Below are 24,163 nucleotides of genomic sequence, written 5' to 3' on the forward strand. Positions count from 1 at the left end.
CGACACCACCCGTGATTTCGCGCGACGCGGCGACCGGGTCTATGACGCAGGCCCGTGTAGCGTGAGGCCATCACCATGACCGCCCCGATCGCCCTGTTCGACGTGAAGGCGCAGCAGGCGCTGATCCGCCCCGAGCTGGATCGCCGCATCGCCGCCGTGCTCGATTCCGGCCGCTTCATCAACGGGCCCGAGGTGGCGGAGCTGGAAGGCATGCTCGCGCGCTTCGCCGGCTGCGCGCATGCGGTCGGCGTGTCCTCCGGCACCGACGCGCTGCAGATCGCGATGATGGCCGAGGGCGTGGGCCCGGGCCACGCCGTCTTCCTGCCCGCCTTCACCTATACCGCCACCGCCGAGGTGCCGCTGGTGCTGGGCGCCACGCCGGTCTTCGTGGATGTGCAGGCCGAGACCTTCAACATCGACATCGCCGACCTCGAGCGCCGCATCGCGCTGGTGCGGCGCGAGGGCCGGCTGCGCCCGCGCGCGGTGGTCGGCGTGGACCTGTTCGGGCTGCCGGCCGATTGGCGCGCGATCGAGGCCATCTGCGCGGCCGAGCAGATGTTCGCCCTGGACGATGCGGCGCAGGCCTTCGGCGCATCGCTGCACGGCCAGCGCCTGGGCCGCTGGGGCCATGCCGCGGCGCTGTCCTTCTATCCGACCAAGACGCTCGGCGCTTACGGCGATGCCGGCGCGCTGCTGACCGACGATGCCGACCGCGCCGAGCTGTACCGGATGCTGCGCACCCATGGCGAAGGCAAGACGCGCTACGAGGTCGAGCGCACCGGCATGAACGGCCGGATCGACACGCTGCAGGCCACCATCCTGTGCGCCAAGCTGACGCTGTTCGACACCGAGCTCGCGCAGCGCCGGCGGATCGGCGCCGCCTATGACGCGGCGCTGGCCGGCAGCGTCGGCGTGCAGGTCGCGCCCGAGGGCGCCGAGAATGCCTGCGGGCTCTATACCATCCGCCTGCCCGACGCCGCGGCGCGCGCCCGGGTCCAGGCGGCGCTGGGCGCGGCCGGGATCGGCAGCGGCATCTACTACCCGAAGCCCCTGCATCACCAGCCGGCCTATGCCGCCGCCCATGCGGGGTCGATCGGCGGCAACGGCCCGCCCCCGCTGCCGGTCAGCGAGGCGCTGGCGGGCCAGGTGCTGTCGCTGCCGATGCACCCCTACATGAGCGAGGACGACGCCCGCCGGGCCGCCGGGGTGGTTCTCACCAACCTGTAATCGCGTCACGGAACAGTTGTATTCCGCCGCGGCGCGGCGCCACGATGTGGCGTCGAGCCACGGAGCCGCGGATGCGTCGCAGGACACTTCTGGCAGCCGCGGGAGTCGCGGCAGGTATCCGGCCCGCAAGGGCGGAGGACGCGATCGACGTCTCGCTGGTCATGGCCGTCGACGTCTCGCGGTCGATCGACGAGGACGAGGCCCGTCTGCAGCGCGAGGGCTATCGCGTCGCGGTCGCCGACCCGGTGGTGATCGCCGCCATCCGCGGCGGCATGATCGGCGCGGTCGGCATCGCCTATGTCGAATGGGCGGGCATCGAATACCAGCGCACCGTCATCCCGTGGCGGCGCATCGCCAACCAGGCGGATGCCGATGCCTGGGGGGCCGAACTCGCCGCCGCGCCACGCGCATCGCTGTCCTGGACGTCCATTTCCGGCGCCATCCGCCATTCGCGCCAGGTCATGGCGGAATGCCCCTGGGAAGCCACCCGCAAGGTCATCGACGTCTCCGGCGATGGCGTGAACAATTCCGGCCCGCCGGCCGACCAGCAGCGCGACGCCGCGGTGGCCGAGGGCATCACCATCAACGGCCTGCCCATCATCAACGACCGCCCGACCTTCGGCCGCCTGCCGCCAGTGCCGCTGGATGACTACTACCGGGAGAACGTGATCGGCGGGAACGGCCACTTCATGATCGTGGCGGAGGATTTCGAGAGTTTCGGCGTGGCGGTGAAGCGCAAGCTGATCCGCGAGATCGCGGGGCTGCCGGCCGGGCCTATTCGCGCCTGACCGCGCCTTCCTGGACCAGCCGCAGGCAGCCCTGCACGACCGGCGCGCAGGCGGCGTTCTGCGACAGCGGCAGGTCCGATGCCGCCGCATAGCCCACGCGCGTGACACGCTGGTCCACCAGCTGGAACGTCACCCGGCAGGTCGACCCGGCCGAGACACTGAGCGACCCGCCGATCACCGGCACCGGCGCCGACACACCCGAGGCCGGCGGCGACCGGTCATAGGTCCAGAAATCGCCACCCGCGGATGTCGCGGTCAGGTTCGGCACGCCGGCGCACAGCCGCAAATCATCGGCGCGCAGGCCGACCAGTTGTTCGCGCCCATCCTCGGCGCGCTGCGAATCCCGCGCGGAACAGCCGAGCAAGGCCAGCAATGCGAGCAGCGCGGCCCGATTCACGACCCGTCCGCATCCTCAAGCGACAGGCCGAGCTCGGCGAGCCCTTCCTCCAGCATATCCCCCAGCAGGTCGATGCCGAGCAGGTATTCCGCCGCGTCGCGGATGTTGCGCTCGCGCGCCAGGGTGCGTGCTTCCTCGAAATCCGGCCCGGCATAGTCGCCGCGGCCAACCCAGGCGAGCGCGATCAGCGAGGCCTGCTCGTCCTCGTTCAGCTCGGCGATGAAGGCGCGCAGCGCGTCCTCATCCATGTTCTCGTCATCCTCGGCATCGAGGCCTTCCTCGTCCTCATCCTCGCGGTCGTCAGCGCCGCTTTCCTCGCTTTCCTGCACGGCGCGGGCGGCATCGACGATCGCGGCCACGGATTCGAGGCTGATGCCGAGGTCGAAATCCTCGTCGTCGTCGGGTTCGGCCATCATCGTCGCTCCTGCGTCTGGATCGCGGCAATCAAGCATGGGCGGGCGGGGGGCTGCCACCCCCCGGCGGGTCATGCCGCCCAGTCCGGCGCGAAGTCCGGGTTCACCAGCCGGCGGTCCTTGGGCAGCCGCGCGATCGCCGCGATGTCCTCGCCATCGAGGCGCAGGGCGGCGGCGGCGAGGTTCTCCCGCTGGCGCTGCGGGCTGGCCGATTTCGGGATGGCAACGACGCCATCCTGCGCGAGCAGCCAGGCCAGCGCGACCTGCACCGGGGTCGCGGCATGCTTCACGGCGATGGCGCGCATCACCGGGTCGTCGCCGACCTGGCCCTTGGCGGTCGGCGCATAGGCAATCAGCGCGACGTCATGCCGGCGGCACAGCGATGCCAGCCGATCCTGCCAGAGATTCACATGGGCCTCGACCTGCAGCGCGGCGATCGGCGCGATACCCAGGGCGACCGCGTGTTCCAGCAGCCCGGCCGGGAAGTTCGACACCCCGACGGCGCGCGCCAGCCCATCCTGCCGCAGCCGGGCCAACGCGCCGAGCGTCGCCGGCAGGTCCATGTCGCGCGCCGGCCAATGCACCAGGATCAGGTCCGCATGGCGCAGGCCAAGCCGCTTCAGCGATGCCTCGGCCGAGGCGCGCAGCGCATCGGGCGCGAGCTCGGTCCACCAGACCTTGGTGGTGACGAAGACGTCGCTGCGCCGCAGGCCGGAACCCGCGATGCCGGCCCCCACCGCTTCCTCATTGCCATACATCGCGGCGGTGTCGAGGTGGCGGTAGCCCATCGCCAGCGCGCCCTCGACCGCCTGCTGCGCCTCGGCGCCGCGCATCGGCCAGGTGCCCAGGCCCAGGCGCGGGATGCGGATTCGCGGGGTCTCCAGGATCGGCGCGGTCATCGTGCGGTCAGGTCCACCAGCCCGGCGAAGCCGGCTTCCGTGCCGAAGGCGAGCTGCCCGCCGACCTGGTCCCAGGCGAGCGCCGAGACCGCCGACCCCCGCGGCGCGGCCACCGGCACCACGCGGCCGGAGGCGACCTCCGCGATCAGCACCAGCCCGTCGCCGAAGCCCGCGGCCACCACCTCCTGCGTCGGGTGGCAGGCGACGGTGGTGCACAGCACGCCATCGCCGCCGGCCAGTTCGGTCGGCGCCTTGCCCATCGGCCCGCCGCCGAAGAACGGCCAGAGCACCACGCAATCCGCCCCGGCCGTCGCCAGCCAGCGGCCCTTGGCGGTGAAGCCGAAGGATCGTGTCTTGGCCGGGTAGCCGGCCATCCGCATGTGCTGCCCATCGGCCAGCCGCCAGCCATGCAGCGTGTTCTCCTGCATGGATGTCACCACATGCGTGCCATCCGGGCTGACCAGCACCCCGGTATGGCTGCCCTTCCATTCCAGCACGCGCGGCGTGCCCTCCTTTGCCGCGACGAACCACAACGACGCACCGTTGTAGTGCGACGCGGCGATGCGCTTGCCCTTGGCGTCGAAGGCGATGCCCGTGACGGTGGAAGGATGCGCCAGCGACTTCAGCGCCGCGCCCTTGCCATCCAGCAGATGCACCGCCTTGCCGACCGCCGCGGCGCGCAGGCCGGACTCATGCGCGGCGACCTGGTCCACCCATTTGCTGCCGTACTTCGCCAGTTCGGTGGCCGTGCCATCCGGCGCCACGCGCATCAGCCGCCCATCGTCGCCGCCGGTGATCACGCCGTCCGCGGCATCGGGTGCGATCGCCAGGCAGCCGCCATCATGCGCGGCGATGCTGCGCCAATCCTGCGCCAGCCGCACCGTGCCGTCGCCGAGCGCGAAGGCGCAGGACCGCCCCTCGCGCCCGAAGGCGACGCCGACCACCCAGGCGCCGAGATCCTGCGCGCGGCCGCGCGTGTCGAGCAGGAAGTCGGCCGTGGTCTCGCTCATGGCATGGTCCTTCTGATCCGCCCTGTATGGCCCGATGCGGGCGCGGAGGCCATGGTCGCCGGGCACGCGACCCACCCGGCCTGGACCGCCTTGCGCGCGGTGCGGAATGTATGGTGCCGGCCGCCTTCCCCGCGCGCATCTGGCCGGCAGCTGGTGGTCCGCATTGCGTGCCGCCCGCGCGCTCGGCGTCCACGCGCGCGCCCGGCCGGCGGGATGCCGTAGGGCATGCGTGCTGGCAGCGCGGTCACGCGCATGCGCTTGGCCAGCGGGCTGCCCTGGCACGCCGCCGGGCGACAGGCCCCGCGCCCGGTGCGCCCCCCGCCCATGCCAGCGGCCTGCATCGGCGGGCCGGGTCGCGCGCGCCCCGTGCCGGCATCCCGCGCGGCGCCTGCGCGTTCAATCCGCGGCATCACCCTCGGCCATGGCCGCGCGGAAGCCTTCGCGCGCCTCGGGCAGGCCGGTGTGGATGTCGTCCGCGGCCAGCGTCAGGCTTTCGGGCGACATCAGGGTGCGCATATGGACGTCGTTCCACTCGGCCGGCCGGCCGCGCTTGTCCAGCGCATGCACCAGCGCCCGCGCCACGCGCAGCACCATCGCGCGCTCCGCGACGGATTGCGCGGCCGCCTGCATCGCCGGGTGGGTTTCCTCGCCCGGGGCGCTGCCGGTCAGCATCGCGGCCAGGCGCGGCACGGCCGGATAGGCCATGTTGACGTGCAGCTGGTGGCTTTCCGGGTAGTAGCAGGCCGCGCGGTGGGCCAGCCCGGCATCGGCGATCTCGCCCGGGGATCGCAGCAGGATCAGGTCCGGCGCCGATTCGAAGGTCGGCGCCGGTGCCGCGCCCGGGGGTTGCGGCGGGCCGGGCGGGCGCGGCGCCGCCGGCGCCTGGCGGTCGGACAGGCGCTGGCGCGGCGGCCGGCGGCGCACCACGCCCATTTCCTCCAGCAGCGCGGCCATCTGGCGCTGCACCTCCTCGGCCAGCGCGCCGGCGGGGGAATTCTCCGCCAGGATCGCCTTCAGCCAGAGCGGCAGGTTCTCGGCGACCTGCGCGGCGAAATCCAGCATCCGCACCAGCGGCTGCACCCCGCCGCGATGGCGCAGCGCCTCGCGGTAGCCCTCTGCCTGCACCGGGAAGCCATCGGGCAGTTCCACCAGGATCGAGACGTGGCGCGCGCCGGTCGGCACGCCGAAGCCCGGCGCCTCGCGCCGCCAATGGTGGGCGCGCAGCGCGCCGTAGATCTCGTTCTGGAACACCACGCCGCCCATGCCCTCGGCGCTTTCCAGGCCGCTCGCGTGGCTGGCGTTGACGCCCGGCCGGTCGGGGGCCGGCGCATCGTAGGCGTAGTGGATCGCCACCCCCGCCGGCAGCGCGACGCGTTCGTAGTGCGGCAGCGCGGCCAGGCGCTGCGCGGCCGAGCGCAGGGCATAGCGGCCGGGCTGGCCGGCCAGCCCCGGCGCGAGCATGACCTGCTGCCCCGCGGGGAAGCGGAAGAAGCGGGCGCCGATCGCCTCCACCAGCCAGGCCGGGCCGCTGCGCGGATGCCCGTCATAGGGGTCGGCCACGGTGTCCTGGTCGGCGCGGTTGCCCAGCAGCACCACCTCGGTCCAGTCCAGGCCAATGTCGCGGCCCTCGGCGCGGGCGGCCGCGGTGGCGTCGATGATCTCGGTCGGGCGGCCATCGGCGCCGGGCTGGTGCACCCGGCCATAGATGCCGTCGCGCTTGCCCAGGATGACCTGGTGCACCACGCCGTCGCGGCACGACCGGTAGCGCATCCCGTGCTGGTTGGACGGCAACGAGGCCACCTTCGCCCCCATGCCGAAATTGCCATCCAGCCCGGTGCGCTTGTTCACCGAGGATGCGATGTCGCACATCCGGTACAGCTCCTCGGCCGTCAGCCCGCGCCCGGTGTTCCACAGCACCAGCTTGCGCGCGCCCTCCACCGTGATGGCGGAGAACTCGACGCGCGGCGCGGGGGCCTCGGCGGCGGCCTCCTGGGCGTTCTTCAGCAATTCCCGGATCATCATGGATCGCGGGCAGCGTTCGATCATCGAGGCAACGAGGAACGCCTCGTCGCCGACGCGCAGCCTGGTGATCGTGGTCATGCGGGCCCCGTCATGCGTGATGTTGCGGCGCAGCATAGCACGCCGGCGCCGGCGCGGCTGAGAAAGCGACCGGAACTGCCTGCACCCCGCCGGCCACCGCCATCCCAGGCGCAGGATCGGCGGCTGTCCGGATGCGCGGCGCGGCCGCGTGCCCCGATGCGCTGCAACGCCCAGTGCCGTTCGGTCGTTGCACGCGATGCCGCCCGCGGGGTCAGCCCGCCGGCACGTTCCAGCGGGCGATCTCGGCCTCGATCTTCGCCTGGTCCTCGCCGGCCTGGCAGGCCTCGAAGCCGCGGCGCAGCCAGGGGCGGTTGAGGTCGCGGCCGATGAAGACGATCTTCGACTTCCGCGGGTCGCCATCCTTCACCGCGCCGATGAAGTCGCCATCGGCGATCATGTGCACCGCCTGGAAGGCGAAGCGGCGGCTGTCGCCCTCGTAGTACAGGATGCCCTTGGTGCGCAGCAGGTCCTGGCCCTTGGCGGCCAGCACCTGGGTGATCCAGGCGTTGAAGCGCTCGGCGTCGATCGGGTTCGCGACTTCGAAGGAGACGCTGTTCACCGCGGAATCATGCTCATGCGCGTCGTCGCCGGACAGGAAGTCGGGCTCGCGTTCCAGGATGCGTTCCAGGTTGAAGGCATCGCGCCCGACCACGGCGTCGATCGGCACGTCGGACTTGGTGGCGCGGCGGATCTCGGCATAGGGGTTGATGGCGCGGATGCGGCGCTCGACCTCGGTGGCTTCCTCGGCGCTGACCAGGTCCATCTTGTTCAGCACGATGATGTCGGCGAAGGCGATCTGTTCCTGCGCCTCATTGCTGTCGGACAGGCGGGCGGGCAGGTGCTTGGCGTCCACCACGGTCACGATGGCATCGAGCTTGGTGGCGCGCTTGACGTCCTCGTCCACGAAGAAGGTCTGCGCGACGGGGGCGGGGTCGGCCAGGCCGGTGGTCTCGACGATGATGCCGTCGAACCTGTCGCGCCGGCGCATCAGCCCCGACAGGATGCGGATCAGGTCGCCGCGCACGGTGCAGCAGATGCAGCCGTTGTTCATCTCGAAGACTTCCTCGTCGGCATCGACCACCAGGTCGTTGTCGACGCCGAGCTCGCCGAACTCGTTGATCACCACGGCGAATTTCTTGCCGTGGTTCTCGGTCAGGATGCGGTTCAGCAGCGTGGTCTTGCCGGCGCCGAGGTAGCCGGTCAGCACGGTCACGGGCACGGGGCCGCGCTCGGGTGTTTCGCTCACGGGGTCTCTCCGGGGGGTGTGTCGCTTGCCGCCCATATGGGGTCGGCCTGGGCGGCGTTCATCCTGTCGGCGCGCAACGCGAAGCGGCTCGCGACGATGGCCTGCAGCAGGGGGTGGATGCCGCGCATGGCGGCCGGCCCGCCCTCGATCATGCGGCGCGCCTGGCCGGACACGTGCGTGGCGCCGACAGCCTCCATCGCCTCGGCCACCGCCAGGATCGCGTCGCGGATCTCGGACCGCCCGGCAGGGCCGGCCATCAGCGGTTCCATGGCGTGGGCGGCGCGGGCCACCGCGCCCTCGTCCAGCGCCAGCAGGGCGGCGGGGCCTTGGGCCTGGCGCAGCGCGGCCCGGACCGCGTCGTCGAGCAGCGCCGGCGCGGCGCGGTGGCGCAGCGCTTCCTCCAGCGCGGCGGCGAGCGCATCGGCCGGGAAGGGCCGCGCGAGCAGCGCATCGAAGCCCGCCGCGCGCGCCGCCTCGGCATCGCGGCGATGCACGCCCACGCCCAGCCCGATCAGCGGCAGCCCCGCCCAGCGCCCCGCGCCGCCGCGCAGGGCCTGCGACGCCGGGGCGCCCCGCGGGCCCGGCGTCTCGATCGCCATCACGACGACGTCGAAGGATTGCAGGGTCAACAGGGTCTCGGCCATGCGCCAGTCATGCGCCATCCGCACGCGATGGCCGAGCGCCACCAGCATGCCGCGCACGCGCGCCGCATGGCCGGCCTGCGGATCGACCACCAGCACATGCAGGGCGGGCGCCTGGTCCGCGGACATGCGCGTCAGGCGGCTTCCGCGCGGATCGCATCCGCCAGCGTGCCGACCAGGCGGTCGACATGCGGCGTCTCGATGATCAGCGGCGGCGAGAGCGCGACGATGTCCCCGGTCACGCGCACCAGCACGCCGGCGTCGAAGCAGCGGCGGAACACCGCCATGGCACGGTGGCCCGGCTTGCCGGCGCGCGGGGCCAATTCGATGCCGCCGATCAGGCCGATGTCGCGGATGTCGATGACGTTGGGCGCGTCGCGCATCGAATGCATCGCGTCCTGCCAATAGGGTTCGATGGCGCGGGCGCGGCCGGGCAGGTCCTCGGTCTTGTGCAGTTCCAGCGTGGCGATGGCGGCGGCGGCGGCCAGCGGATGACCGGAATAGGTATAGCCGTGGAAGAATTCGATTCCCGCCGCGCCGCCGTCCACGATGGCGTCGTAGATGCCGTTGCGCACCGCCACCGCGCCCATCGGCACGGCGGCATTGGTCAGGCCCTTGGCCATGGTCATGATATCCGGCACCACGCCCAGCCGCTCGGCGCCGAAATCGGTGCCGAGGCGACCGAAGCCGGTGATGACCTCGTCGAAGATCAGCAGGATGCCGTGCTTGTCGCAGATCTCGCGCAGGCGCTTCAGGTAGCCGACCGGCGGCACCAGCACGCCGGTGCTGCCGGCGACGGGTTCGACCATGACGGCGGCGATGGTCTCGGCGCCATGCAGCGCGACCAGGTTCTCCAGCACATCGGCCAGTTCCGCGCCGTGCGGCGGTTCGCCGCGGCTGAAGGCGTTGCGCGCCGGCAGGTGGGTGTGCGGCAGGTGGTCCACATAGGGCAGCAGGGCACCGAACTGCTTGCGGTTCGGCCCGATCCCGCCCACCGACATGCCGCCGAAGCCCACGCCATGATAGCCGCGCTCGCGCCCGATCAGCCGCACGCGGGAGGATTGCCCGCGGGCCTTGTGGTACGCGAGCGCGATCTTCAGCGCGGTGTCGGCGCTCTCGCTGCCGGAATTGGTGAAGAAGACGCGGTCCATGCCCTCGGGCGTCATGTCGGCGATGCGGGCGGCGGCCTCGAAGGCGATCGGGTGGCCGAGCTGGAAGGTCGGCGCGAAATCCAGGATTGCGGCCTGCTTCTGGATCGCTTCCGTGATCTCGCGCCGGCCGTGGCCGGCATTGCAGCACCACAGCCCGGCGGTGCCGTCCAGGATCTCGCGCCCCTCGGGCGTGTAGTAGGACATGCCCTCGGCGCGGGCGAGCATGCGCGAGGTGTCGCCCTTGAAGTAGCGGTTGTCCGAGAAGGGCATCCAATACGCGTCGAGCGAATTGGGACGCGGCACGCTGAGGTCGTTCATCGGGGCAGGCTCCGGGCTGGCCGCCGCGAAAGAACACCCTTGGGCGCGCCGGAGCAAGCGGGCTTCGCCGGCCACAGCGGGCGGGCTTCGCCGGCCAAAGCGGGCGGGCTTCGCCCGACGCCCCGCCCGTGGCATGGTCCGCCCGCGCCGGCAGGAGGGCGCGGGCATGGCAGACGGGCGCCTCTTCATCGGCAACAAGCGCTACTCGTCCTGGTCGCTGCGCGGTTGGCTCGCGGTCCACCTGGCCGGGCTGGATGTCGAGGAAGTGCTGATCCCGCTCGCCGGCGGCAGCACCGACGCCATCAAGCAGGCGACGCCGGCGGGCCTGGTGCCCTACCTCGAGCACAAGGATGCGCGGGTGTGGGAGAGCCTCGCCATCGCGGAATATTGCGCCGAGATCGACCCGTCGCTCTGGCCCGCCGACCGCGCCGCGCGCGCCCATGCGCGCTCCATCGCCGGCGAGATGCATGCCGGCTTCCGCGGCCTGCGCATGGCCATGCCCATGAACATCGGCCGGACCTTCCCTGGCCAGCGCCGCACGCCCGAGGCGCTGGAGGACATCGCCCGCATCGAGGCGATCTGGGCGCAGGCGATCAGCACCCATGGCGGCCCCTTCCTGTTCGGCGCACGCCTCGGCCTGGCGGATGCGATGTATGCGCCGGTGGTCACGCGCTTCATCACCTGGGCGCCGGAACTGACCGCCACATCGCGCGCCTATGTCGCGGCGGTGCGCGCGCATCCGCTGATGGAACGCTGGCACATCGAGGCCGCCGCCGAACCCGCATCCTGGCTGCTCGACAAGTACGAGAATCCCGCATGAACACCGCCGTCGCCCTCGATCATGTCGGCATCGCCGCGCGCGACCTCGCGCCGATCTGCGCGGCCTATGAACGGCTGGGCTTCTCGCTCAGCCCGATCGCGCAGCAATCGGGGCGGCGCAGGCCCGACCTGCCGGTGGAACAGTTCGGGTCGGGCAATCGCTGCGCCTTCCTGAAGCACGGCTATATCGAGCTGATCGCGATCCTCGATCCCGCGCTGTTCGACAACACGCTGAACCGGTTCCTCGCGCGCTATCCGGGCATGCACATCCTCGCATTGGCCATGACGGACGAGGATGCGAACCTGGCCCGCATGCGCGCCGCGGGCATCGACATCCCGGGCGTGGCCTGGCTGGAACGGCCGGTCGAAGCCGGCGGGCCGATCGCGAAATTCGCCCGCCTGCCCTTCCCCGATCCGCCCGAGGGCCGCGTGCAGTTGATCCGGCATTTGACGCCCGAACTGGTCTGGCAGGAACGCTGGATGGACCACGCCAACAAGGCGGTCGCGCTGGAGGAAGCCATCCTGTGTGCCGCCGAACCGGCGGAGACGGCCGCGCGGCTGTCGCGCGTGTCGGGCCTGCCGGTGGAACCGGACCCCGCCGGCGGCTTCCTGCTGCGCCTGCCGGGCGCCGCGCGCGCCGCCGGCCCCTTCGCGGAGGTGATGGAAACCCGCGTGCGGGTGCTGCCCGAGGCCGCCTTGCCCGAGGTGCTGCCGGGTATGCGCGCGCCGGTCTCGCCCTTCATGGCCGGCATCGTGGTCCGCACGTCGGATGGCGGCGCGGCGGCGCGCCAGCTGCTGGCAGGCATCCCGACCGTGCAGGCGCCGGGCGGGCTGATGGTGCCGCCGGAGCACGCCGCCGGGGCCGCGATGGTCTTCGCGTGAGCGACTGGCACGCCACGCGCCCCGGCGAGGTGGAGGGCGGCGACACGACCCGCGCCGACGCGACCATCGCCTTCATCGGCCGCATCCGCACGCCCTTCGCGACCCGCGCCGAATGCCCGCATCGCGGCACGCCGGACGGGCCGGACTGCCGTATCGAGGTCGCTGCCCCCTGGCGCGCCGCGCTCAGCGGCATCGCCGCCGGCGACCGGCTGGAGGTGCTCTACTGGATGCACCTGGCGCGGCGCGACCTGCTGGTCCAGGTGCCGAAGGGGCGCGCCGCGCGCGGCACCTTCGCGCTGCGATCGCCCAACCGGCCGAACCCGATCGCGACCTCCGTGGTGGATGTGGTGGCCGTGAGCGACGACGCGGTGACGGTGCGCGGGCTGGATTGCATGGACGGCACGCCGCTGGTCGATTTGAAGCCGGCGCGCGCGGCATGACGGGCTTCGCGAAGGCGGTCGGTGCCTCGCTGCGGACCTACTACGCCCCGGGGCGCGCGGCGGTGCTGGACGGGTTCTATGCGCGCTTCCTGGGGGCGGGCGACCTCGCCTTCGATGTCGGCACGCATGTGGGGGATCGCAGCGCATCCTTCCGGCGGCTGGGGGCGCGGGTGGTGGCGGTGGAACCGCAGCCGCGCCTGGCGCGCGCGCTGCGGCTGCTGTTCCGCGGCGATGCTGGCACTACGCTGGTGCAGTCCCTGGTCGGCGCGCAACCGGGCGAGGCGATGCTGCGCCTGAACACCGCCAACCCGACCGTGGCGACCGCGTCGGACGCCTTCATCGCCGCCGCCGATGGCGCGGCGGGCTGGGAAGGCCAGCGCTGGGACAGCGCGATCGCGCGGCCCGTCACCACGCTCGATGCGCTGGCCATGCAACACGGCCTGCCGGCCTTCGTGAAGATCGACGTGGAGGGCTTCGAGGCCGCCGTCCTGCGCGGGCTGTCGCGCCCGCCGCGCGCGCTGTCCTTCGAGTTCACCACCATCCAGCGCGGCGTGGCGGCGGAATGCCTGGTGCTGCTGGCGGCACTCGGCTACCGCGCGTTCAATGCGTGCCTCGGCGAAGGCATGGCGTTCGCGCATCCCGCGCCGATCGGCGCGCAGGCCATGGCCGCCTGGATCGCCGCCCTGCCGCATGAGGCGAATTCCGGCGACGTCTATGCCGCGCTCGCGCCGGAAAGGCTGTTTCCATGACCGACGCCCGCCGCGAAGCCCCCGCCGTCGCGCGCAATCGCGACGCCATCCTGGCGGTGCTGCGCGGCATCCTGCCGGCCCGCGGCCTGCTGCTGGAAGTGGCCAGCGGCAGCGGCGAGCACGCGCTGCATTTCGCCCCCGCCCTTCCCGATCTGACCTTCCAGCCGAGCGACCCCGACGCCGATGCCCGCGCCAGCATCGACGCCTGGTGCGCGGGCGTGGCGAACATCCGCCCGGCGCTGGCGCTCGATGCCGCCGCCGCGGACTGGCCGCTGGCGCAGGCCGACGCCGTGCTGTGCATCAACATGATCCATATCGCGCCCTGGACCGCCTGCGCGGGGCTGATGCGCGGCGCCGCGCGCATCCTGCCGCCTGGCGCGCCGCTGGTGCTGTACGGCCCGTTCAAGCGCGGCGGCGCGCATACCGCGCCCTCCAACGCCGATTTCGACGACAGCCTGCGTGCCCGCGACCCGGAATGGGGCGTGCGCGACCTTGAGGCCGTCGCTGCGGAAGCCGACGCCGCCGGCTTCGGCCCGCCCGCCATCACCGCCATGCCCGCCAACAACCTGACCCTGGCCTTCCGCCGCAGCCCAGGAGGAGCCACGCCATGAGCGACCTGCCGAAGCGCGTCCGCATCACCGAGGAAGGCCCGCGCGAGGGCTTCCAGATCGCCACCACCCCCGTGCCCACCGCCGACAAGATCGCGCTGATCGATGCGCTGGCCGCCACCGGGGCGCCGCGCATCCAGGTGGCGTCCTTCGTCAGCCCGAAGCGCGTGCCGGGCTGGGCGGATGCCGATGCGGTGGTGGCGGGATTCACGCCGCGCGCGGGGGTGTCCTACACCGCGCTGTGGTTCAACCCGCAGGGGTTGGATCGTGCGCTGGGATTCCGCGACCGGTTGTCGCTGTACGGGTCCATCACCGTCGCGGCGTCCGAGGCGTTTTCGCTGAAGAACCTGAACCGCGACCGCGCCGGGCAGATCGCCGCGCAGCGCGAGACCGTCGTCGCGCACCAGGCGGCCGGCGTGGCGGTGACGCGTGCGTCGGTACAGGCGGCCTTCGGGTGCAACTTCGCTGGGGAGGTCACGCCGGCCCAGGCCATCGCCGCCGTCGCGGATGCGATGGCGCTGGCAGAGGAGACGGGCTGCGCCATCGAGCGCATCTCGCTGGCCGACACCATGGGCTGGGCCAACCCGCTGCTGATCGACCGCGTGGTTGGCGCGGTGCGGGCGCGCTGGCCGGCGCAGAAGGTGTCGCTGCATCTGCATGACACGCGCGGGCTGGGCATATCCAACGCCTTCGCCGCGCTGCGGATGGGCGTGGATGAATTCGACGCCGCGGTGGGTGGCGCCGGAGGCTGCCCCTTCGCCGGGCACCCCGGTGCGCCTGGCAATATCGCGACGGAGGAGCTGGTGTTGCTGTGCGAGGAGATGGGCATCGCCACCGGCATCGACGTGGATGCGATGATCGCGGCGGGGCACCTGGCGGAGCGCGTGCTGGGGCGCACCCTGCCCTCGGCGCTGCTGCGCGGCGGGTCGCTGACCGCCTTCCGGGCCAAGGCACGCGCGGCATGAGCGCGCCCGAAGCGCAGGGCAGCGCGCCCTTGCCCCTGGCCGGCATCCGCGTGATTGAATTCTCCCACATGGTGATGGGCCCGACCTGCGGCCTGGTGCTGGCCGACCTGGGGGCCGAGGTCATCAAGGTCGAACCGCCCGGCAAGGGCGACCGCACGCGCTACCTGGTCTCCTCCGGCACCGGCTTCTTCCCGGCCTTCAGCCGCAACAAGAAATCCGTGCAGCTCGACACCGAGGACGCGGCCGACCTCGAGACGCTGAAGCGCCTGGTCGACACCGCCGACGTGGTGCTGGAGAATTTCCGCCCCGGCGGGCTGGAGTCGAAGGGCCTCGGCTACGACGCACTGTCGGCGCGCAATCCGCGGCTGATCTACCTCTCGTTGAAGGGCTACCTGCCCGGGCCGTACGAGAACCGCACCGCGCTGGACGAGGTGGTGCAGATGCAATCCGGCCTGGCCTACATGACCGGCCCGCCCGGGCGCCCGCTGCGCGCCGGTGCGCCGGTCAACGACATGATGGGCGGCATGTTCGGCGCCATCGCCGTGATGGCCGCGCTGCGCAGCCGCGATGCGACCGGCCGTGGCCAGCACCTGCAATCCGGGCTGTTCGAGAACGCCGCCTTCCTGGTCTCCACCGCCATGCTGCAACAGGCCATGACCGGCCAGGATCCCACGCCGATGCCCGCCGGTCGCCGCGCCTGGGGCGTGTATGACGTGTTCGAGACCGGCGACGGCCAGCAGATCTTCATCGGCGTGGTCACCGACCGGCAATGGGAGATCTTCCGCCGCGAACTGGCCGAACCGGTGCTGGACGACCCCGCCTATGCCACCAACACCGACCGTGCGAAGGCGCGCGAGACGCTGATCCCGCTGGTGCAGTCCCTGCTGCGCAAACATGACGTGGCGGCGCTGGAGGCGATGTGCGAGCGCGCCGGCCTGCCCTTCTCGCGCATCGCGCGCCCGTGGGACCTGCTGGCGGACCCGCATCTGACGGCGAGTGGTGGCCTGCTGCCCATCACCTTCCCCGATGGCCGTGCGGGCGCCGTGCCGGCCCTGCCCATCACGTTTTCCGGCGAACGCCTCGGCGTGCGCAGCGGCCTGCCCCGCGTCGGCGAGCACGACAACGAGATCCTCGCCCCCCTGCGCCCCCTTCGATAGCGCCGGGTCCCGGCGGGGTCCGGGGTGGCACTGTCACCCCGGCGGAGCGCGAGGCAGAGCCTCGCCCTGCTTACCGCAGCGGGATCATGAAGCCCGGCACCGCGACCCCTTGCGACCGCCCCAGCGCCGCCTTCGCCTGCACCCCCACCACCACGAACCCGCCGGCCGCGTCGCGCGCGATCAGCGGTGCCCCGCTGCTGCCCATGGTGCCCGTGCAATTGTGCCCGACCAGCATCCCCTGCGCGCCGAAGGTGCCCATCACCAGCACGCGGCAGCGCAGGTCCGCCACCAGCGCGCCGGGCCGGTCATGCTGCCAGCCCGGCAGGGCCAGCAGCGTGCCGTCGCGTGGCGGTTCGCGGGACAGCCGCAGCGCGCGCCCTTCGCCGAGCGGCGTGTCGATCGTCAGCAGCGCCCAGTCGGCCCGCCAGGGCTGCTCCAGCGCGATGTCGAAGCCCTGCCCGCGCACCACCGAGACGCCGTGCGCCGTGCGCCCGCCCAGGCGGAAGACGACCTGGCTGGCCGGCACCAGGGCGCGCCCTTCGGCGTTGATCAGGCAATGCTGGGCGGTGACCACGCTGCGCGGGCCGACCAGCGTGCCGGTGCAGCGGTTCTCGGCGGCCTCGATCTCGCCCACCGCGTTCCAGGGGGCCTGGTCGGCCGGCACCGGCTGGCGCGGGTCGGTCGCGCCGAGGCCTGGGACGGGCTGCGCCCAGGCGGGCATGCACAGCGCGATGAGGGCCAGAGCGCAGCGCGCAACAAAGCGTAGCGCGCTCCGCGGGATGAAGCCCGGCGCGCTCCGCGTGACAAACGCCAGCGTGACGGCCCGCAGCGATTGCGCCGCGGTCAGGTGGTGGGCGGCGCCGGCGTGCAGGATCGCGGCGGCCGCGGCATCGGCGTCGACGGCGGCGGGGCCGGTGTCTCGATGGTCTGCGCGCGCGCCATGCCCGGGGGCAGGGCAGCCGGCACGACCGGGAGCACGGCGGCGAGGGTCAGGCAGAGCAGGGTTCGGCGCATCGCCGCAGCCTAGAACACCGCCGCGCCGGAATGGAACCGCATCGTGCGGGCTGGCCGGTGCGCCCCGGGGGCGGCATGCTCGGGCGATGCTGCGCATGCTGGTCTTCCTGGTCGGGCTCGGGGCGCTCGGCGCCGGTGCCTGGTGGTTCGTCGGCCCGTTCCCGCCGCGCGAGGTGCCGGCGCGCGAGGTCGCGGCCGACCGCACGCCGCGCCCGTCCACCTTCACGCGGCCGGCCGCCGGCGCATCCGGCCTGCAGACGCCGTTCGGCGACGCGATGTTCCGCTGGCGCTGCACCACCGGGCTGCGCGACGCGCTGGGCGACCGCACCGACTGGCCGCTGCGCCGCGTGGCCGGATTGTGCCTGTGCGTCGCCGACCGCATGCGCGAGGACGGGCTGCGCGACGTGCCGCAGATCCGCGGCGACGGGCTGGCCGCGGCGCTGGCGGCGGCCGAGGCACAGCTCTGCCGTCCACCCTGATCCTGGCGGCTCACGCGGCCGGCGCGGCACGCAGCGCGCCGGGCGCGTCCTGCGGCTGCCATGCCGCCGCGGCGGCGCGCAGGGCCGGCAGCCGCGCCGCGAAGGGCTCCGAACGCCGCCCGCGCAGCAGCCCTTCCAGCCGCGGCATGGTCGGGCCGCGGTTCAGCCACAGCATGACGCTGCCCGCCAGGCCGGCATCGGCGCGCCGCACCAGGCCTTCCCCCGCATCCAGGTCATAGGGGTGGCAATAGGACCACAGGTGCCCCCCGCGATTCTCGGCCGCCCAGGACCGCACCAGGGTCGACAGGCGCCAGGGCGGCAGCCAGCGCAGGTACATGCCCCCCAGGAAGGGCAGCCGCAGCGGCCCGACGCGCCCGACCGGCACCGGCAGTTCCAGCACGCCGCCGGGCCACAGGAAGGGCTGGCGCGGCGCCCCCGGCCAGCCGGCCAGCGGGCTCCAGGCCGGCAGCAGGGAGGAGGAATAGGCGAAGCCGGCCTCGGCCAGGATCGCCGGCGCCCAGGCGGCGCGCGGCGTCAGCGAGAAATACGGCGCGCGGTAGCCCTGCGGCGCCATGCCCAGCAGGTCCGCCAGGCGGTCCCGCGCCGCCAGCGTCCCGGCCCGGAACGCCGCCGGCCCCTGGTCCGCCAGGTGGAGATGGCCTTGGCCGTGGGAGGCGACCTCGTGGCCGCGCCGCGCGACCTCCCGCACCAGGCCGGCATCCTGGCGCACCACATCGTCCAGCACGAAGAAGGTACCGCGCGCGCCGGCGCGCTCCAGCAGGTCGAGCAGCCGGCGGGTCGCCGCGGCGGCGCGGCCCGTCGCGCCATGCTCCTCCACATCCACCGTGAAGGTGAATTCGGCGGGCAGCGGGGCGAAGCGGCGGGCGGCACGGTCGCTCGCCCTTGTTCGGCCGCTTTCCCCTTGATACTTTTGGGTTCCGGGTATGTCTGGCATTGCGGCTCAGGTCGCCGGTCAACCCCCTTCCGTCAAGACCGGGCGGGGCGGTCGGGCGGCTTGGACCCCGGTATGGAACGCGGATCGCGGCGGGAGACCAGTGTTGACGACGACCCTGTCCTTGGAAGCGGAGGTCGCCGGCCTGATCGTCGAGGCGCTCCACCTCGAGATCACGCCGGGGGAGATCGATCCGGAAGCCCCCCTGTTCGGCGAAGGGCTGGGGCTCGATTCGATCGATGCGCTCGAGATCGCGCTGGCCGTGTCCAAGCGCTACGGCTTCCAGCTGCGCTCCGACGACGAACGCAACCACCGCATCTTCCGCTCGCTCCGCGCGCTCGCCGCGCATATCGAGACGAACCGGACGGGCTGACGCGGATGGCGCTGCCCCGCCTGGCGCCGCGGCTGGCGATCTCGCTGCCGCTGTCCGGGCTGTTCCTGGCGGCCCAGGCCGGGGGGCAGCAGGACGCCGCGGCGATCCTGGCCATGGCGGCGATCGGCGCCATGGCGGCGCCGGCGTCCCGCGCCCTGCCGATCGGCACGGTGGCGCTGGGCACCGGCGGCGCGACCGCGTTGTGGATCGGCCAGCCGGGCGCCGCCGCGCTGCTGCTCGCGGCGCTGCCGCTGGCGGGCAACCTGCTGCTGGCCTGGCATTTCGGCGCCACGCTGCGGCCGGGGCGGGAGCCGCTGATCGCCCGCTACACCCGCGCCGAACATGGCCGGCTGTCGCCGGAGCTGCTGGCGTATACGCGCTGCCTCACCTGGGCCTGGACCTGGTTCTTCCTGGGCTTCGCCGCGCTGAACCTGCTGACGCTGGCAGGCGCCGGGCCGGCGCCGGGGGCCTCGGCGGCCGGCAACCTGGCGCTGTCGGCGGCGTTCTTCCTGGTCGAACACCCGATCCGGCGCGCGCTGTTCCCGGCGCTGCGGTCGGCCAGCCCCTGGAACACGCTGCGCGCGATCTGGCGCGCCGATGCCCTGCATGATGCGCGCTGAACCGGCCCTGCCGCTGACCTCCCGCGCGCCGTCCGAGGCGATCTTCCATCGTGGGCACGATGCCGTGACGGTGCAGCGCTTCCTGGCGGAGGTCGCCGCCCTCGCCGCCATCCTGCCGGATGACGGGCCGGTGCTGAATTTCTGCGCCGACCGCTACCTGGCGCTGCTCGGCTTCGCCGCGGCGCTGTCGCGCGGGCAGACCACGCTGCTGTCGGCCGACCGCACGCCGCAGCGGCTGGCGGATATCGCGGCGCTCCATGGCGCGCGCTACGCCCTGGCGGACACCGATATCGCGCTGCCGCTGCCCGTGCTGCGCCCCCATGCGGCCGCCGGGCGCGACGCGCCGAACCCGCCGATCGCGACGGGCATGATCGCGGCGATCGCCTTCACCTCGGGCAGCACGGGGGAATCGCAGCCGCATCCGAAGCCCTGGGGCGCGCTGGTGGCCGGCGCGCGCGCCGCCGCAGCGCGCTTCGCCATCGCGCCCGGCGCGAGCATTGTCGGCACCGTGCCGGCGCAACACATGTATGGCTTCGAGACCACGCTGATGCTGCCGTTGCAAGGTGCCGGCGCGGGTCATGCGGGGCCGGTCTTCTACCCCTCCGACATCGCCGAGGCGCTGGCCGGGCTGCCGGCGCCGCGGCTGCTGGTGACGACGCCCTTGCAGATGCGCGCGCTGCTCGGCACCGGCATCGCGCTGCCGCCGCTGGCCGGCGTGATCTCCGCCACCGCGCCGCTGGCCGCCGCATTGGCGGCCGAGGCCGAGGCCGCCTGGGGCGCCCCGCTGCACGAGATCTACGGCGCGACCGAGGCCGGCTCCGTCGCCTCCCGCCGCGCCCTGGGGGACGAAGGCTGGGAGCCCTATGCCGGGGTGGCCTTCGACATCGGGCCGGCCGGTGCCACGGTCGCGGTGCCCGGCCTGCCGGCGCCGGTGCCGCTCGCCGACGAGCTGGAATGGCTCGGCCCCGGGCGATTCCGACTGCTGGGCCGGCGCGGCGACATGGTGAAGCTCGCGGGCAAGCGCGCCTCGCTCTCCGGCCTGACCAGCCTGTTGACGGCGATCGCGGGCGTGCAGGACGGCGTGTTCCTGGCGCCCGAGGACCTCGACCGCAATCCGCGCGCGCGCCTGGCCGCGGTGGTGGTGGCGCCCGGCCTGACGGCGGAGGCCGTGGTGGCCGCGCTGCGCGAGCGCGTGGAGCCCGCCTTCCTGCCGCGCCCGGTGGTGATGGCCGACGCCCTGCCGCGCGACGGCGTCGGCAAGCTGCGGCGCCAGGACCTGCTGCGGCTCGCGCGATCGCGCTGATGCATCCGGATCCTGGCCATGCGGGGGTCGATGGCGCCGCGGTGGCGCATGGGCCGGGGCCTGGCGAGGCACCGGGCTTCGTCGTCGCGCCGGACCACGCGGCCCTGCCCGGCCACTTCCCCGGCGCGCCGGTGGTGCCCGGGGTGGTGCTGGTCGATCATGTGGCGATCGCGGCGCGCGCGGCCTTCGGGCTCGGTGCGCTGGTGGCCGTGCCGCGGGTGAAATTCGCCGCCCCCGTGCTGCCCGGCCAGGCGGTGCGCATCGCCTGGGCGCCGCGCGGCGCGCTGCGCGTGGGCTTCACCTGCTTTGTCGAGGACCGCCTGGTCGCCGCCGGAGAACTGGCCTTCGCGCCATGACCGCCGCGCCCGACGCGCCCACGCCCGCGCCCGGTTCGGCGCACGCCCCGTCCCACGCTGCAGCACACGCCGCCTGGGCCGCGACGCCCGAGCGCGGCAGCGGTGGCGCGCTGCGGCTGATGGTGCGGATCGCGCTCGGCCTGGGCTGGCGTGCGGCGCATGGCATGCTGTTCCCGGTCACGCTGTTCTACCTGGTGACCTCGCCGGCGGCGCAGAAGCGCGCGGCGCGGCGCTACCTGACGCGCGCGCTGGGGCGCGTGGCGCGCTGGCGCGACCTGTGGCGGCTGTATTTCTGCTTCGCCTCGACCATGCTCGACCGTGTCTTCCTGCTGACCGGGCGGCGCCAGGGCTACCGGGTCGAGGTGACCGGGCTCGAGACGCTGCGCGCCGCCGCCGCGCGCGGCCAGGGCCTGGTGCTGCTGGGCGCGCATATGGGGTCGTTCGAGGCGCTGCGCGCCGTCGGCGGCGATGGCGCGCCGGTCGAGGTGCGGATGCTGATGCACACCGCCAATGCCGGGCCGGCGGATGCGCTGTTCGACAGCCTGGACCCGACGCGCCGCGCCGCGGTGATCGCGCTGGGCCGGCCCGAGGCGATGCTGGAAGCGCGCGAGGTGCTGGACCGCGCCGGCGTGGTCGGGCTGCTGGCCGACCGCGCGGTGCGCGGTGACCGGATGATGAGCGTGCCGTTCCTCGGCCACCCCGCGCCCTTCCCGGGCGGGCCCATGACGCTCGCGGCGATCCTGCGCGCGCCGGTGGTGCTGGGCTTCGGGCTGTGGCTCGGCCCGCGCCGCTACGTGCTGCGCTTCGAGGCATTCGCGCCGGCCATCGACCTGCCGCGCGACAGGCGGGAGGCAGCGCTGCGGGACTGGCTGGCGCGGTATGCGGACAGGCTGTCGGAGGTGTGCCGGGCGCATCCCTACAACTGGTTCAACTTCTACGAGTTCTGGGGGGATGCGCCGTGACGGGCGGGAACCGTCCGGTACCCGCGATGGCCCGCACCGGCACGCCGTCGCGCGACTGCCTGGGCGCGCCGTCGCGCGACTGCCTGGGCGCGCCGTCGCGCGACTGCCTGGGCGCGCCGTCGCGCGACGGCGCGCGCACCACATCGCGCGACGGCATCGGTGAAGCCGCACCCGCCGGGCTGTGGCAGGCACCACGGCGGGCCGTTCTCCTGCTGCCGCTGGCAGCGCAGGCCGCCGACCCGCTCGCGGCGGTGATGGCCGCCTTCCGCGCGGTGCCATCGTCGAACGCCAGCTTCGTCGAGGAGAAGGAGGTGCCGGAACTCGACCGGCCCATCGTCTCGCGCGGGACGCTCGCCTGGCGCGCCCCCGACCGGCTGGAGAAGCGCACCACCGACCCCGCGCCGGAGCTGTTCCTGGTCGAGGGCAACCGCCTCACGATCGAACGCCCGCAGCGCGGGCTGCGCGAGACCCTCGCGCTCGACACCGCGCCGGAGATCCGCCCGCTGGTCGAAGCCCTGCGCGCGACGCTCGCCGGCGACATCGCCACGCTGCGCCGGCATCACGAGGTGACGTTCAGCGGCGAGCCCGCGCGCTGGCGCATCGTGCTGGTGCCGCGCTCGCTCCGGCTGCGCGGCGCGGTGCAGCGCATCACGCTGGAGGGCATCGGCGGCTTCCTCGCGGTGGTCGAGACCCAGGGCAACGAAGGCCGCACGCGGCTGATGGCCAGCCCCGCGCCATGATGCGCTTCCTGCGCCTGGCCGTGGCGCTCGCGCTGCTGGCGGCCGCCTTCCCGCTGCTGCTGCGGCATGTCGAACTGCGCAGCGACATCACCGACTTCCTGCCCGCCGCGACCACCGAGGAAGCCGCCTTCCTGCTGCGCGAACTGCGCGCCGGCGCCGCCACCCGGCTGCTGGTCGCGGGGATCGAGGGCGCCGCCCCGCAGGACCTCGCGCGGATCTCGCGCGACATGGCGCAGCTGCTGTCCGCCGATGGCCGCTTCACCTTGGTGGCGAATGGCAGCGCGCTGGTGAACGAGGCGGAGGCGGCGCTGCTGTTCGCCCATCGCTACGCGCTGTCGCCCGCCGCGACGCCGGCGGCCTTCGGCGAACCGGCCCTGCGCGCGGCGCTGGAAGGCGTGCTGGACGGGCTGCAATCCTCCGCCGCGCCGCTGGTCCGCCGCTTCGCCTTCGCCGACCCGACCGGTGCCTTCCTGGCGATGCTGCGCGGCTGGGCCGGCGAGGGGCGCGTCGCCGCCGAGCACGGTGTCTGGATGGCCGATGGCACCCGCGCGCTGCTGCTGGCGCAGACAAGCGCGGCGGGGCTCGACACGCAGGCGCAGCAGGCGGCCGTCGCGGCGATCCGCGCCGCCTTCGCGCAGGCCGCGCCGCCGCCCGGCGCGCGGCTGCTGCTGTCGGGCCCCGGCATCTTCGCGGCGGAGGCGGCGGCGACGGTGCGCGCCGACGTGCAGCTGGTCTCGACCCTGTCCTTCCTGCTGGTCGGCGGCTTCCTGTTCTGGCGCTACCGCAGCCCGATGATGCTGGCGGTGGTGGCGGTGCCGCTGGCCGCCGGCACGCTGGCGGGCCTCGCGATGGTGGGGGCGGTGTTCGGGCATGTGCATGGCGCCGCACTCGGCTTCGGCATGACCATGCTGGGGGTGGTGGATGACTACCCGATCCTGTTGGTGACCAACCGCGCGCCGGGGGAGGCCCTGCGCGACACGGCGCGGCGGATCTGGCCGACGCTGCGCCTGGCTTGCGCGGCGGCGGTGGCGGGGCTGGCGCCGATGCTGGCCTCGGGCTTTCCGGGGCTGGCGCAGCTGGGGTTGTTCGCCGCCAGCGGGCTGGTGGCGGCGGCGCTCGCCACGCGCTTCCTGTTGCCGGCGCTGCTGCCGCCGGAGGGGCTGGCCGTGCGCCCGCTGCCGGAGCGCCTGGCGCATGCGCTGCTGCGCCTGCCGGCCCGGCGCGGGCTGGTGCTGGTGCTGCTCGGCGCGGCGGTGGCGGCGATGATCGCGACCGGCGGGGCGCGCATGGAACGCGACCTGGCGGCACTCAGCCCCGTGCCGGAGCCGGTGCGCGCGCTGGATGAGGAACTCCGCGCCCAGGTCGGTGCGCCGGATGTGCGGGTGGTGCTGGCGCTGCGGGCCGACACCGCCGAGGCCGCGCTGCAGGGCGCCGAACGCGCCGCCGCGGCGCTGGCCGGCACCGCCATGCTCGACCACGCGGCGCGCTTCCTGCCGAGCGCCGCGACGCAGGCCGCGCGCCTGGCCGCGCTGCCCGACCCGGCGGCGCTGGCGG

General features: G+C 73.7%; 28 protein-coding genes. 17 read left to right on the forward strand and 11 right to left on the reverse strand.

Annotation, left to right across the window (positions count from 1 at the left end):
- Positions 1-75 precede the first annotated feature (75 nt).
- Together LQ222_RS20910 and LQ222_RS20915 are read left to right on the forward strand one after the other, a co-directional pair.
- Positions 76-1,227 carry a DegT/DnrJ/EryC1/StrS aminotransferase family protein gene (locus tag LQ222_RS20910; protein WP_230168788.1) on the forward strand — a complete coding sequence of 384 codons (1,152 nt, stop codon included), beginning with the start codon at positions 76-78 and terminating at the stop codon, positions 1,225-1,227.
- Between the two features lie 71 nt (positions 1,228-1,298).
- On the forward strand, positions 1,299-2,015 hold the full coding sequence (locus tag LQ222_RS20915; RefSeq protein ID WP_230168789.1) for a DUF1194 domain-containing protein: 717 nt from the start codon (positions 1,299-1,301) through the stop codon (positions 2,013-2,015).
- Here the strand turns inward: LQ222_RS20915 and LQ222_RS20920 are convergent.
- The 8 genes from LQ222_RS20920 to LQ222_RS20955 form a co-directional block, all read right to left on the reverse strand.
- Complete coding sequence (locus tag LQ222_RS20920; RefSeq protein ID WP_230168790.1) at positions 2,002-2,412, reverse strand: hypothetical protein; 411 nt, start codon at positions 2,410-2,412, stop codon at positions 2,002-2,004. The two genes, LQ222_RS20915 and LQ222_RS20920, sit on opposite strands and share 14 nt — an antisense overlap.
- Positions 2,409-2,825, reverse strand: coding sequence for a DUF3775 domain-containing protein (locus LQ222_RS20925; protein WP_230168791.1), 417 nt, complete (start codon positions 2,823-2,825; stop codon positions 2,409-2,411). The genes LQ222_RS20920 and LQ222_RS20925 overlap by 4 nt, the downstream gene beginning before the upstream one ends.
- A gap of 71 nt (positions 2,826-2,896) precedes the next feature.
- Complete coding sequence (locus tag LQ222_RS20930) at positions 2,897-3,724, reverse strand: aldo/keto reductase (protein WP_230168792.1); 828 nt, start codon at positions 3,722-3,724, stop codon at positions 2,897-2,899.
- A complete protein-coding gene (locus tag LQ222_RS20935; protein WP_230168793.1) occupies positions 3,721-4,734 on the reverse strand; it encodes a WD40 repeat domain-containing protein in 1,014 nt (337 codons plus the stop codon). Before LQ222_RS20935 ends, LQ222_RS20930 begins: the two co-directional genes overlap by 4 nt.
- A 396-nt stretch (positions 4,735-5,130) precedes the next feature.
- Complete coding sequence (locus tag LQ222_RS20940) at positions 5,131-6,834, reverse strand: ATP-binding protein (RefSeq protein ID WP_230168794.1); 1,704 nt, start codon at positions 6,832-6,834, stop codon at positions 5,131-5,133.
- A 211-nt stretch (positions 6,835-7,045) separates the two neighbouring features.
- Positions 7,046-8,116, reverse strand: a complete 1,071-nt coding sequence (locus tag LQ222_RS20945; protein WP_374202182.1) for a GTP-binding protein — start codon at positions 8,114-8,116, stop codon at positions 7,046-7,048.
- On the reverse strand, positions 8,077-8,850 hold the full coding sequence (locus LQ222_RS20950) for a hypothetical protein (protein ID WP_230168796.1): 774 nt from the start codon (positions 8,848-8,850) through the stop codon (positions 8,077-8,079). Before LQ222_RS20950 ends, LQ222_RS20945 begins: the two co-directional genes overlap by 40 nt.
- 5 nt (positions 8,851-8,855) lie before the next feature.
- Positions 8,856-10,190, reverse strand: a complete 1,335-nt coding sequence (locus tag LQ222_RS20955) for an aspartate aminotransferase family protein (protein WP_230168797.1) — start codon at positions 10,188-10,190, stop codon at positions 8,856-8,858.
- 166 nt (positions 10,191-10,356) lie between these two features.
- On the opposite strand from LQ222_RS20955, the gene LQ222_RS20960 reads away from it, so the two are divergent.
- Genes LQ222_RS20960 through LQ222_RS20990 form a run of 7 tightly spaced genes read left to right on the forward strand, consistent with a single transcriptional unit; the run spans position 10,357 to position 15,810 of the window.
- A complete protein-coding gene (locus LQ222_RS20960; protein WP_230168798.1) occupies positions 10,357-11,010 on the forward strand; it encodes a glutathione S-transferase family protein in 654 nt (217 codons plus the stop codon).
- Positions 11,007-11,891, forward strand: a complete 885-nt coding sequence (locus tag LQ222_RS20965; RefSeq protein ID WP_230168799.1) for a VOC family protein — start codon at positions 11,007-11,009, stop codon at positions 11,889-11,891. Before LQ222_RS20960 ends, LQ222_RS20965 begins: the two co-directional genes overlap by 4 nt.
- Positions 11,888-12,331 (forward strand): SAM-dependent methyltransferase, encoded by a 444-nt coding sequence (locus tag LQ222_RS20970; protein ID WP_230168800.1) that lies wholly within the window; start codon positions 11,888-11,890, stop codon positions 12,329-12,331. Before LQ222_RS20965 ends, LQ222_RS20970 begins: the two co-directional genes overlap by 4 nt.
- Complete coding sequence (locus LQ222_RS20975) at positions 12,328-13,080, forward strand: FkbM family methyltransferase (protein ID WP_230168801.1); 753 nt, start codon at positions 12,328-12,330, stop codon at positions 13,078-13,080. The genes LQ222_RS20970 and LQ222_RS20975 overlap by 4 nt, the downstream gene beginning before the upstream one ends.
- Positions 13,077-13,691, forward strand: coding sequence for a DUF938 domain-containing protein (locus LQ222_RS20980; protein ID WP_230168802.1), 615 nt, complete (start codon positions 13,077-13,079; stop codon positions 13,689-13,691). Before LQ222_RS20975 ends, LQ222_RS20980 begins: the two co-directional genes overlap by 4 nt.
- Positions 13,688-14,653 (forward strand): hydroxymethylglutaryl-CoA lyase, encoded by a 966-nt coding sequence (locus LQ222_RS20985; protein WP_230168803.1) that lies wholly within the window; start codon positions 13,688-13,690, stop codon positions 14,651-14,653. The genes LQ222_RS20980 and LQ222_RS20985 overlap by 4 nt, the downstream gene beginning before the upstream one ends.
- Positions 14,650-15,810 carry a CaiB/BaiF CoA-transferase family protein gene (locus LQ222_RS20990; RefSeq protein ID WP_230168804.1) on the forward strand — a complete coding sequence of 387 codons (1,161 nt, stop codon included), beginning with the start codon at positions 14,650-14,652 and terminating at the stop codon, positions 15,808-15,810. Before LQ222_RS20985 ends, LQ222_RS20990 begins: the two co-directional genes overlap by 4 nt.
- 70 nt (positions 15,811-15,880) lie before the next feature.
- On the opposite strand, the gene LQ222_RS20995 is transcribed toward LQ222_RS20990, so the two are convergent.
- Positions 15,881-16,531, reverse strand: coding sequence for a serine protease (locus LQ222_RS20995; RefSeq protein ID WP_230168805.1), 651 nt, complete (start codon positions 16,529-16,531; stop codon positions 15,881-15,883).
- A gap of 122 nt (positions 16,532-16,653) precedes the next feature.
- Positions 16,654-16,824, reverse strand: a complete 171-nt coding sequence (locus LQ222_RS21000; RefSeq protein WP_230168806.1) for a hypothetical protein — start codon at positions 16,822-16,824, stop codon at positions 16,654-16,656.
- 86 nt (positions 16,825-16,910) lie between these two features.
- On the opposite strand from LQ222_RS21000, the gene LQ222_RS21005 reads away from it, so the two are divergent.
- Positions 16,911-17,303 carry a hypothetical protein gene (locus LQ222_RS21005; protein ID WP_230168807.1) on the forward strand — a complete coding sequence of 131 codons (393 nt, stop codon included), beginning with the start codon at positions 16,911-16,913 and terminating at the stop codon, positions 17,301-17,303.
- A 10-nt stretch (positions 17,304-17,313) separates the two neighbouring features.
- On the opposite strand, the gene LQ222_RS21010 is transcribed toward LQ222_RS21005, so the two are convergent.
- Complete coding sequence (locus LQ222_RS21010; RefSeq protein WP_230168808.1) at positions 17,314-18,147, reverse strand: polysaccharide deacetylase family protein; 834 nt, start codon at positions 18,145-18,147, stop codon at positions 17,314-17,316.
- Positions 18,148-18,361: 214 nt separating this feature from the next.
- On the opposite strand from LQ222_RS21010, the gene LQ222_RS21015 reads away from it, so the two are divergent.
- From LQ222_RS21015 to LQ222_RS26315, 7 genes are all read left to right on the forward strand, one after another.
- A complete protein-coding gene (locus LQ222_RS21015; protein WP_230168809.1) occupies positions 18,362-18,628 on the forward strand; it encodes a phosphopantetheine-binding protein in 267 nt (88 codons plus the stop codon).
- A 5-nt stretch (positions 18,629-18,633) separates the two neighbouring features.
- Positions 18,634-19,248 (forward strand): hypothetical protein, encoded by a 615-nt coding sequence (locus LQ222_RS21020; RefSeq protein WP_230168810.1) that lies wholly within the window; start codon positions 18,634-18,636, stop codon positions 19,246-19,248.
- Positions 19,235-20,551 (forward strand): AMP-binding protein, encoded by a 1,317-nt coding sequence (locus LQ222_RS21025; protein ID WP_230168811.1) that lies wholly within the window; start codon positions 19,235-19,237, stop codon positions 20,549-20,551. The genes LQ222_RS21020 and LQ222_RS21025 overlap by 14 nt, the downstream gene beginning before the upstream one ends.
- Entirely contained in the window at positions 20,551-20,907 is a 357-nt protein-coding gene (locus LQ222_RS21030) for a hypothetical protein (protein ID WP_230168812.1), read from the forward strand. Before LQ222_RS21025 ends, LQ222_RS21030 begins: the two co-directional genes overlap by 1 nt.
- On the forward strand, positions 20,904-21,869 hold the full coding sequence (locus LQ222_RS21035; RefSeq protein ID WP_230168813.1) for an acyltransferase: 966 nt from the start codon (positions 20,904-20,906) through the stop codon (positions 21,867-21,869). Before LQ222_RS21030 ends, LQ222_RS21035 begins: the two co-directional genes overlap by 4 nt.
- Positions 21,870-21,895: 26 nt before the next feature.
- A complete protein-coding gene (locus LQ222_RS21040; RefSeq protein WP_230168814.1) occupies positions 21,896-22,609 on the forward strand; it encodes an outer membrane lipoprotein carrier protein LolA in 714 nt (237 codons plus the stop codon).
- Positions 22,606-24,163 (forward strand): MMPL family transporter (locus LQ222_RS26315; protein WP_305800031.1); only part of this gene is annotated, 1,558 nt, incomplete at its 3' end. The genes LQ222_RS21040 and LQ222_RS26315, both read left to right, overlap by 4 nt.

It is taken from the genome of Roseomonas sp. CECT 9278 (genome assembly GCF_918698155.1).
Lineage (GTDB): Bacteria > Pseudomonadota > Alphaproteobacteria > Acetobacterales > Acetobacteraceae > Neoroseomonas.

Excerpts from the sequence above, each read along its gene's own strand:
- LQ222_RS20985 (WP_230168803.1), top strand. The coding sequence starts at position 13,688 with ATGAGCGACCTGCCGAAGCGCGTCCGCATCACCGAGGAAGGCCCGCGC.
- LQ222_RS20960 (WP_230168798.1), top strand. The coding sequence starts at position 10,357 with ATGGCAGACGGGCGCCTCTTCATCGGCAACAAGCGCTACTCGTCCTGG.
- LQ222_RS20980 (WP_230168802.1), top strand. The coding sequence starts at position 13,077 with ATGACCGACGCCCGCCGCGAAGCCCCCGCCGTCGCGCGCAATCGCGAC.
- LQ222_RS20965 (WP_230168799.1), top strand. The coding sequence starts at position 11,007 with ATGAACACCGCCGTCGCCCTCGATCATGTCGGCATCGCCGCGCGCGAC.
- LQ222_RS21025 (WP_230168811.1), top strand. The coding sequence starts at position 19,235 with ATGATGCGCGCTGAACCGGCCCTGCCGCTGACCTCCCGCGCGCCGTCC.
- LQ222_RS20930 (WP_230168792.1), bottom strand. The coding sequence starts at position 3,724 with ATGACCGCGCCGATCCTGGAGACCCCGCGAATCCGCATCCCGCGCCTG.
- LQ222_RS20915 (WP_230168789.1), top strand. The coding sequence starts at position 1,299 with ATGCGTCGCAGGACACTTCTGGCAGCCGCGGGAGTCGCGGCAGGTATC.
- LQ222_RS20925 (WP_230168791.1), bottom strand. The coding sequence starts at position 2,825 with ATGGCCGAACCCGACGACGACGAGGATTTCGACCTCGGCATCAGCCTC.
- LQ222_RS21000 (WP_230168806.1), bottom strand. The coding sequence starts at position 16,824 with ATGCGCCGAACCCTGCTCTGCCTGACCCTCGCCGCCGTGCTCCCGGTC.
- LQ222_RS20940 (WP_230168794.1), bottom strand. The coding sequence starts at position 6,834 with ATGACCACGATCACCAGGCTGCGCGTCGGCGACGAGGCGTTCCTCGTT.
- LQ222_RS20945 (WP_374202182.1), bottom strand. The coding sequence starts at position 8,116 with ATGGGCGGCAAGCGACACACCCCCCGGAGAGACCCCGTGAGCGAAACA.
- LQ222_RS20935 (WP_230168793.1), bottom strand. The coding sequence starts at position 4,734 with ATGAGCGAGACCACGGCCGACTTCCTGCTCGACACGCGCGGCCGCGCG.
- LQ222_RS20950 (WP_230168796.1), bottom strand. The coding sequence starts at position 8,850 with ATGTCCGCGGACCAGGCGCCCGCCCTGCATGTGCTGGTGGTCGATCCG.
- LQ222_RS20910 (WP_230168788.1), top strand. The coding sequence starts at position 76 with ATGACCGCCCCGATCGCCCTGTTCGACGTGAAGGCGCAGCAGGCGCTG.
- LQ222_RS21030 (WP_230168812.1), top strand. The coding sequence starts at position 20,551 with ATGCATCCGGATCCTGGCCATGCGGGGGTCGATGGCGCCGCGGTGGCG.
- LQ222_RS20955 (WP_230168797.1), bottom strand. The coding sequence starts at position 10,190 with ATGAACGACCTCAGCGTGCCGCGTCCCAATTCGCTCGACGCGTATTGG.
- LQ222_RS20995 (WP_230168805.1), bottom strand. The coding sequence starts at position 16,531 with ATGCCCGCCTGGGCGCAGCCCGTCCCAGGCCTCGGCGCGACCGACCCG.
- LQ222_RS21035 (WP_230168813.1), top strand. The coding sequence starts at position 20,904 with ATGACCGCCGCGCCCGACGCGCCCACGCCCGCGCCCGGTTCGGCGCAC.
- LQ222_RS20975 (WP_230168801.1), top strand. The coding sequence starts at position 12,328 with ATGACGGGCTTCGCGAAGGCGGTCGGTGCCTCGCTGCGGACCTACTAC.
- LQ222_RS21040 (WP_230168814.1), top strand. The coding sequence starts at position 21,896 with ATGGCCCGCACCGGCACGCCGTCGCGCGACTGCCTGGGCGCGCCGTCG.
- LQ222_RS20990 (WP_230168804.1), top strand. The coding sequence starts at position 14,650 with ATGAGCGCGCCCGAAGCGCAGGGCAGCGCGCCCTTGCCCCTGGCCGGC.
- LQ222_RS21005 (WP_230168807.1), top strand. The coding sequence starts at position 16,911 with ATGCTGCGCATGCTGGTCTTCCTGGTCGGGCTCGGGGCGCTCGGCGCC.
- LQ222_RS21020 (WP_230168810.1), top strand. The coding sequence starts at position 18,634 with ATGGCGCTGCCCCGCCTGGCGCCGCGGCTGGCGATCTCGCTGCCGCTG.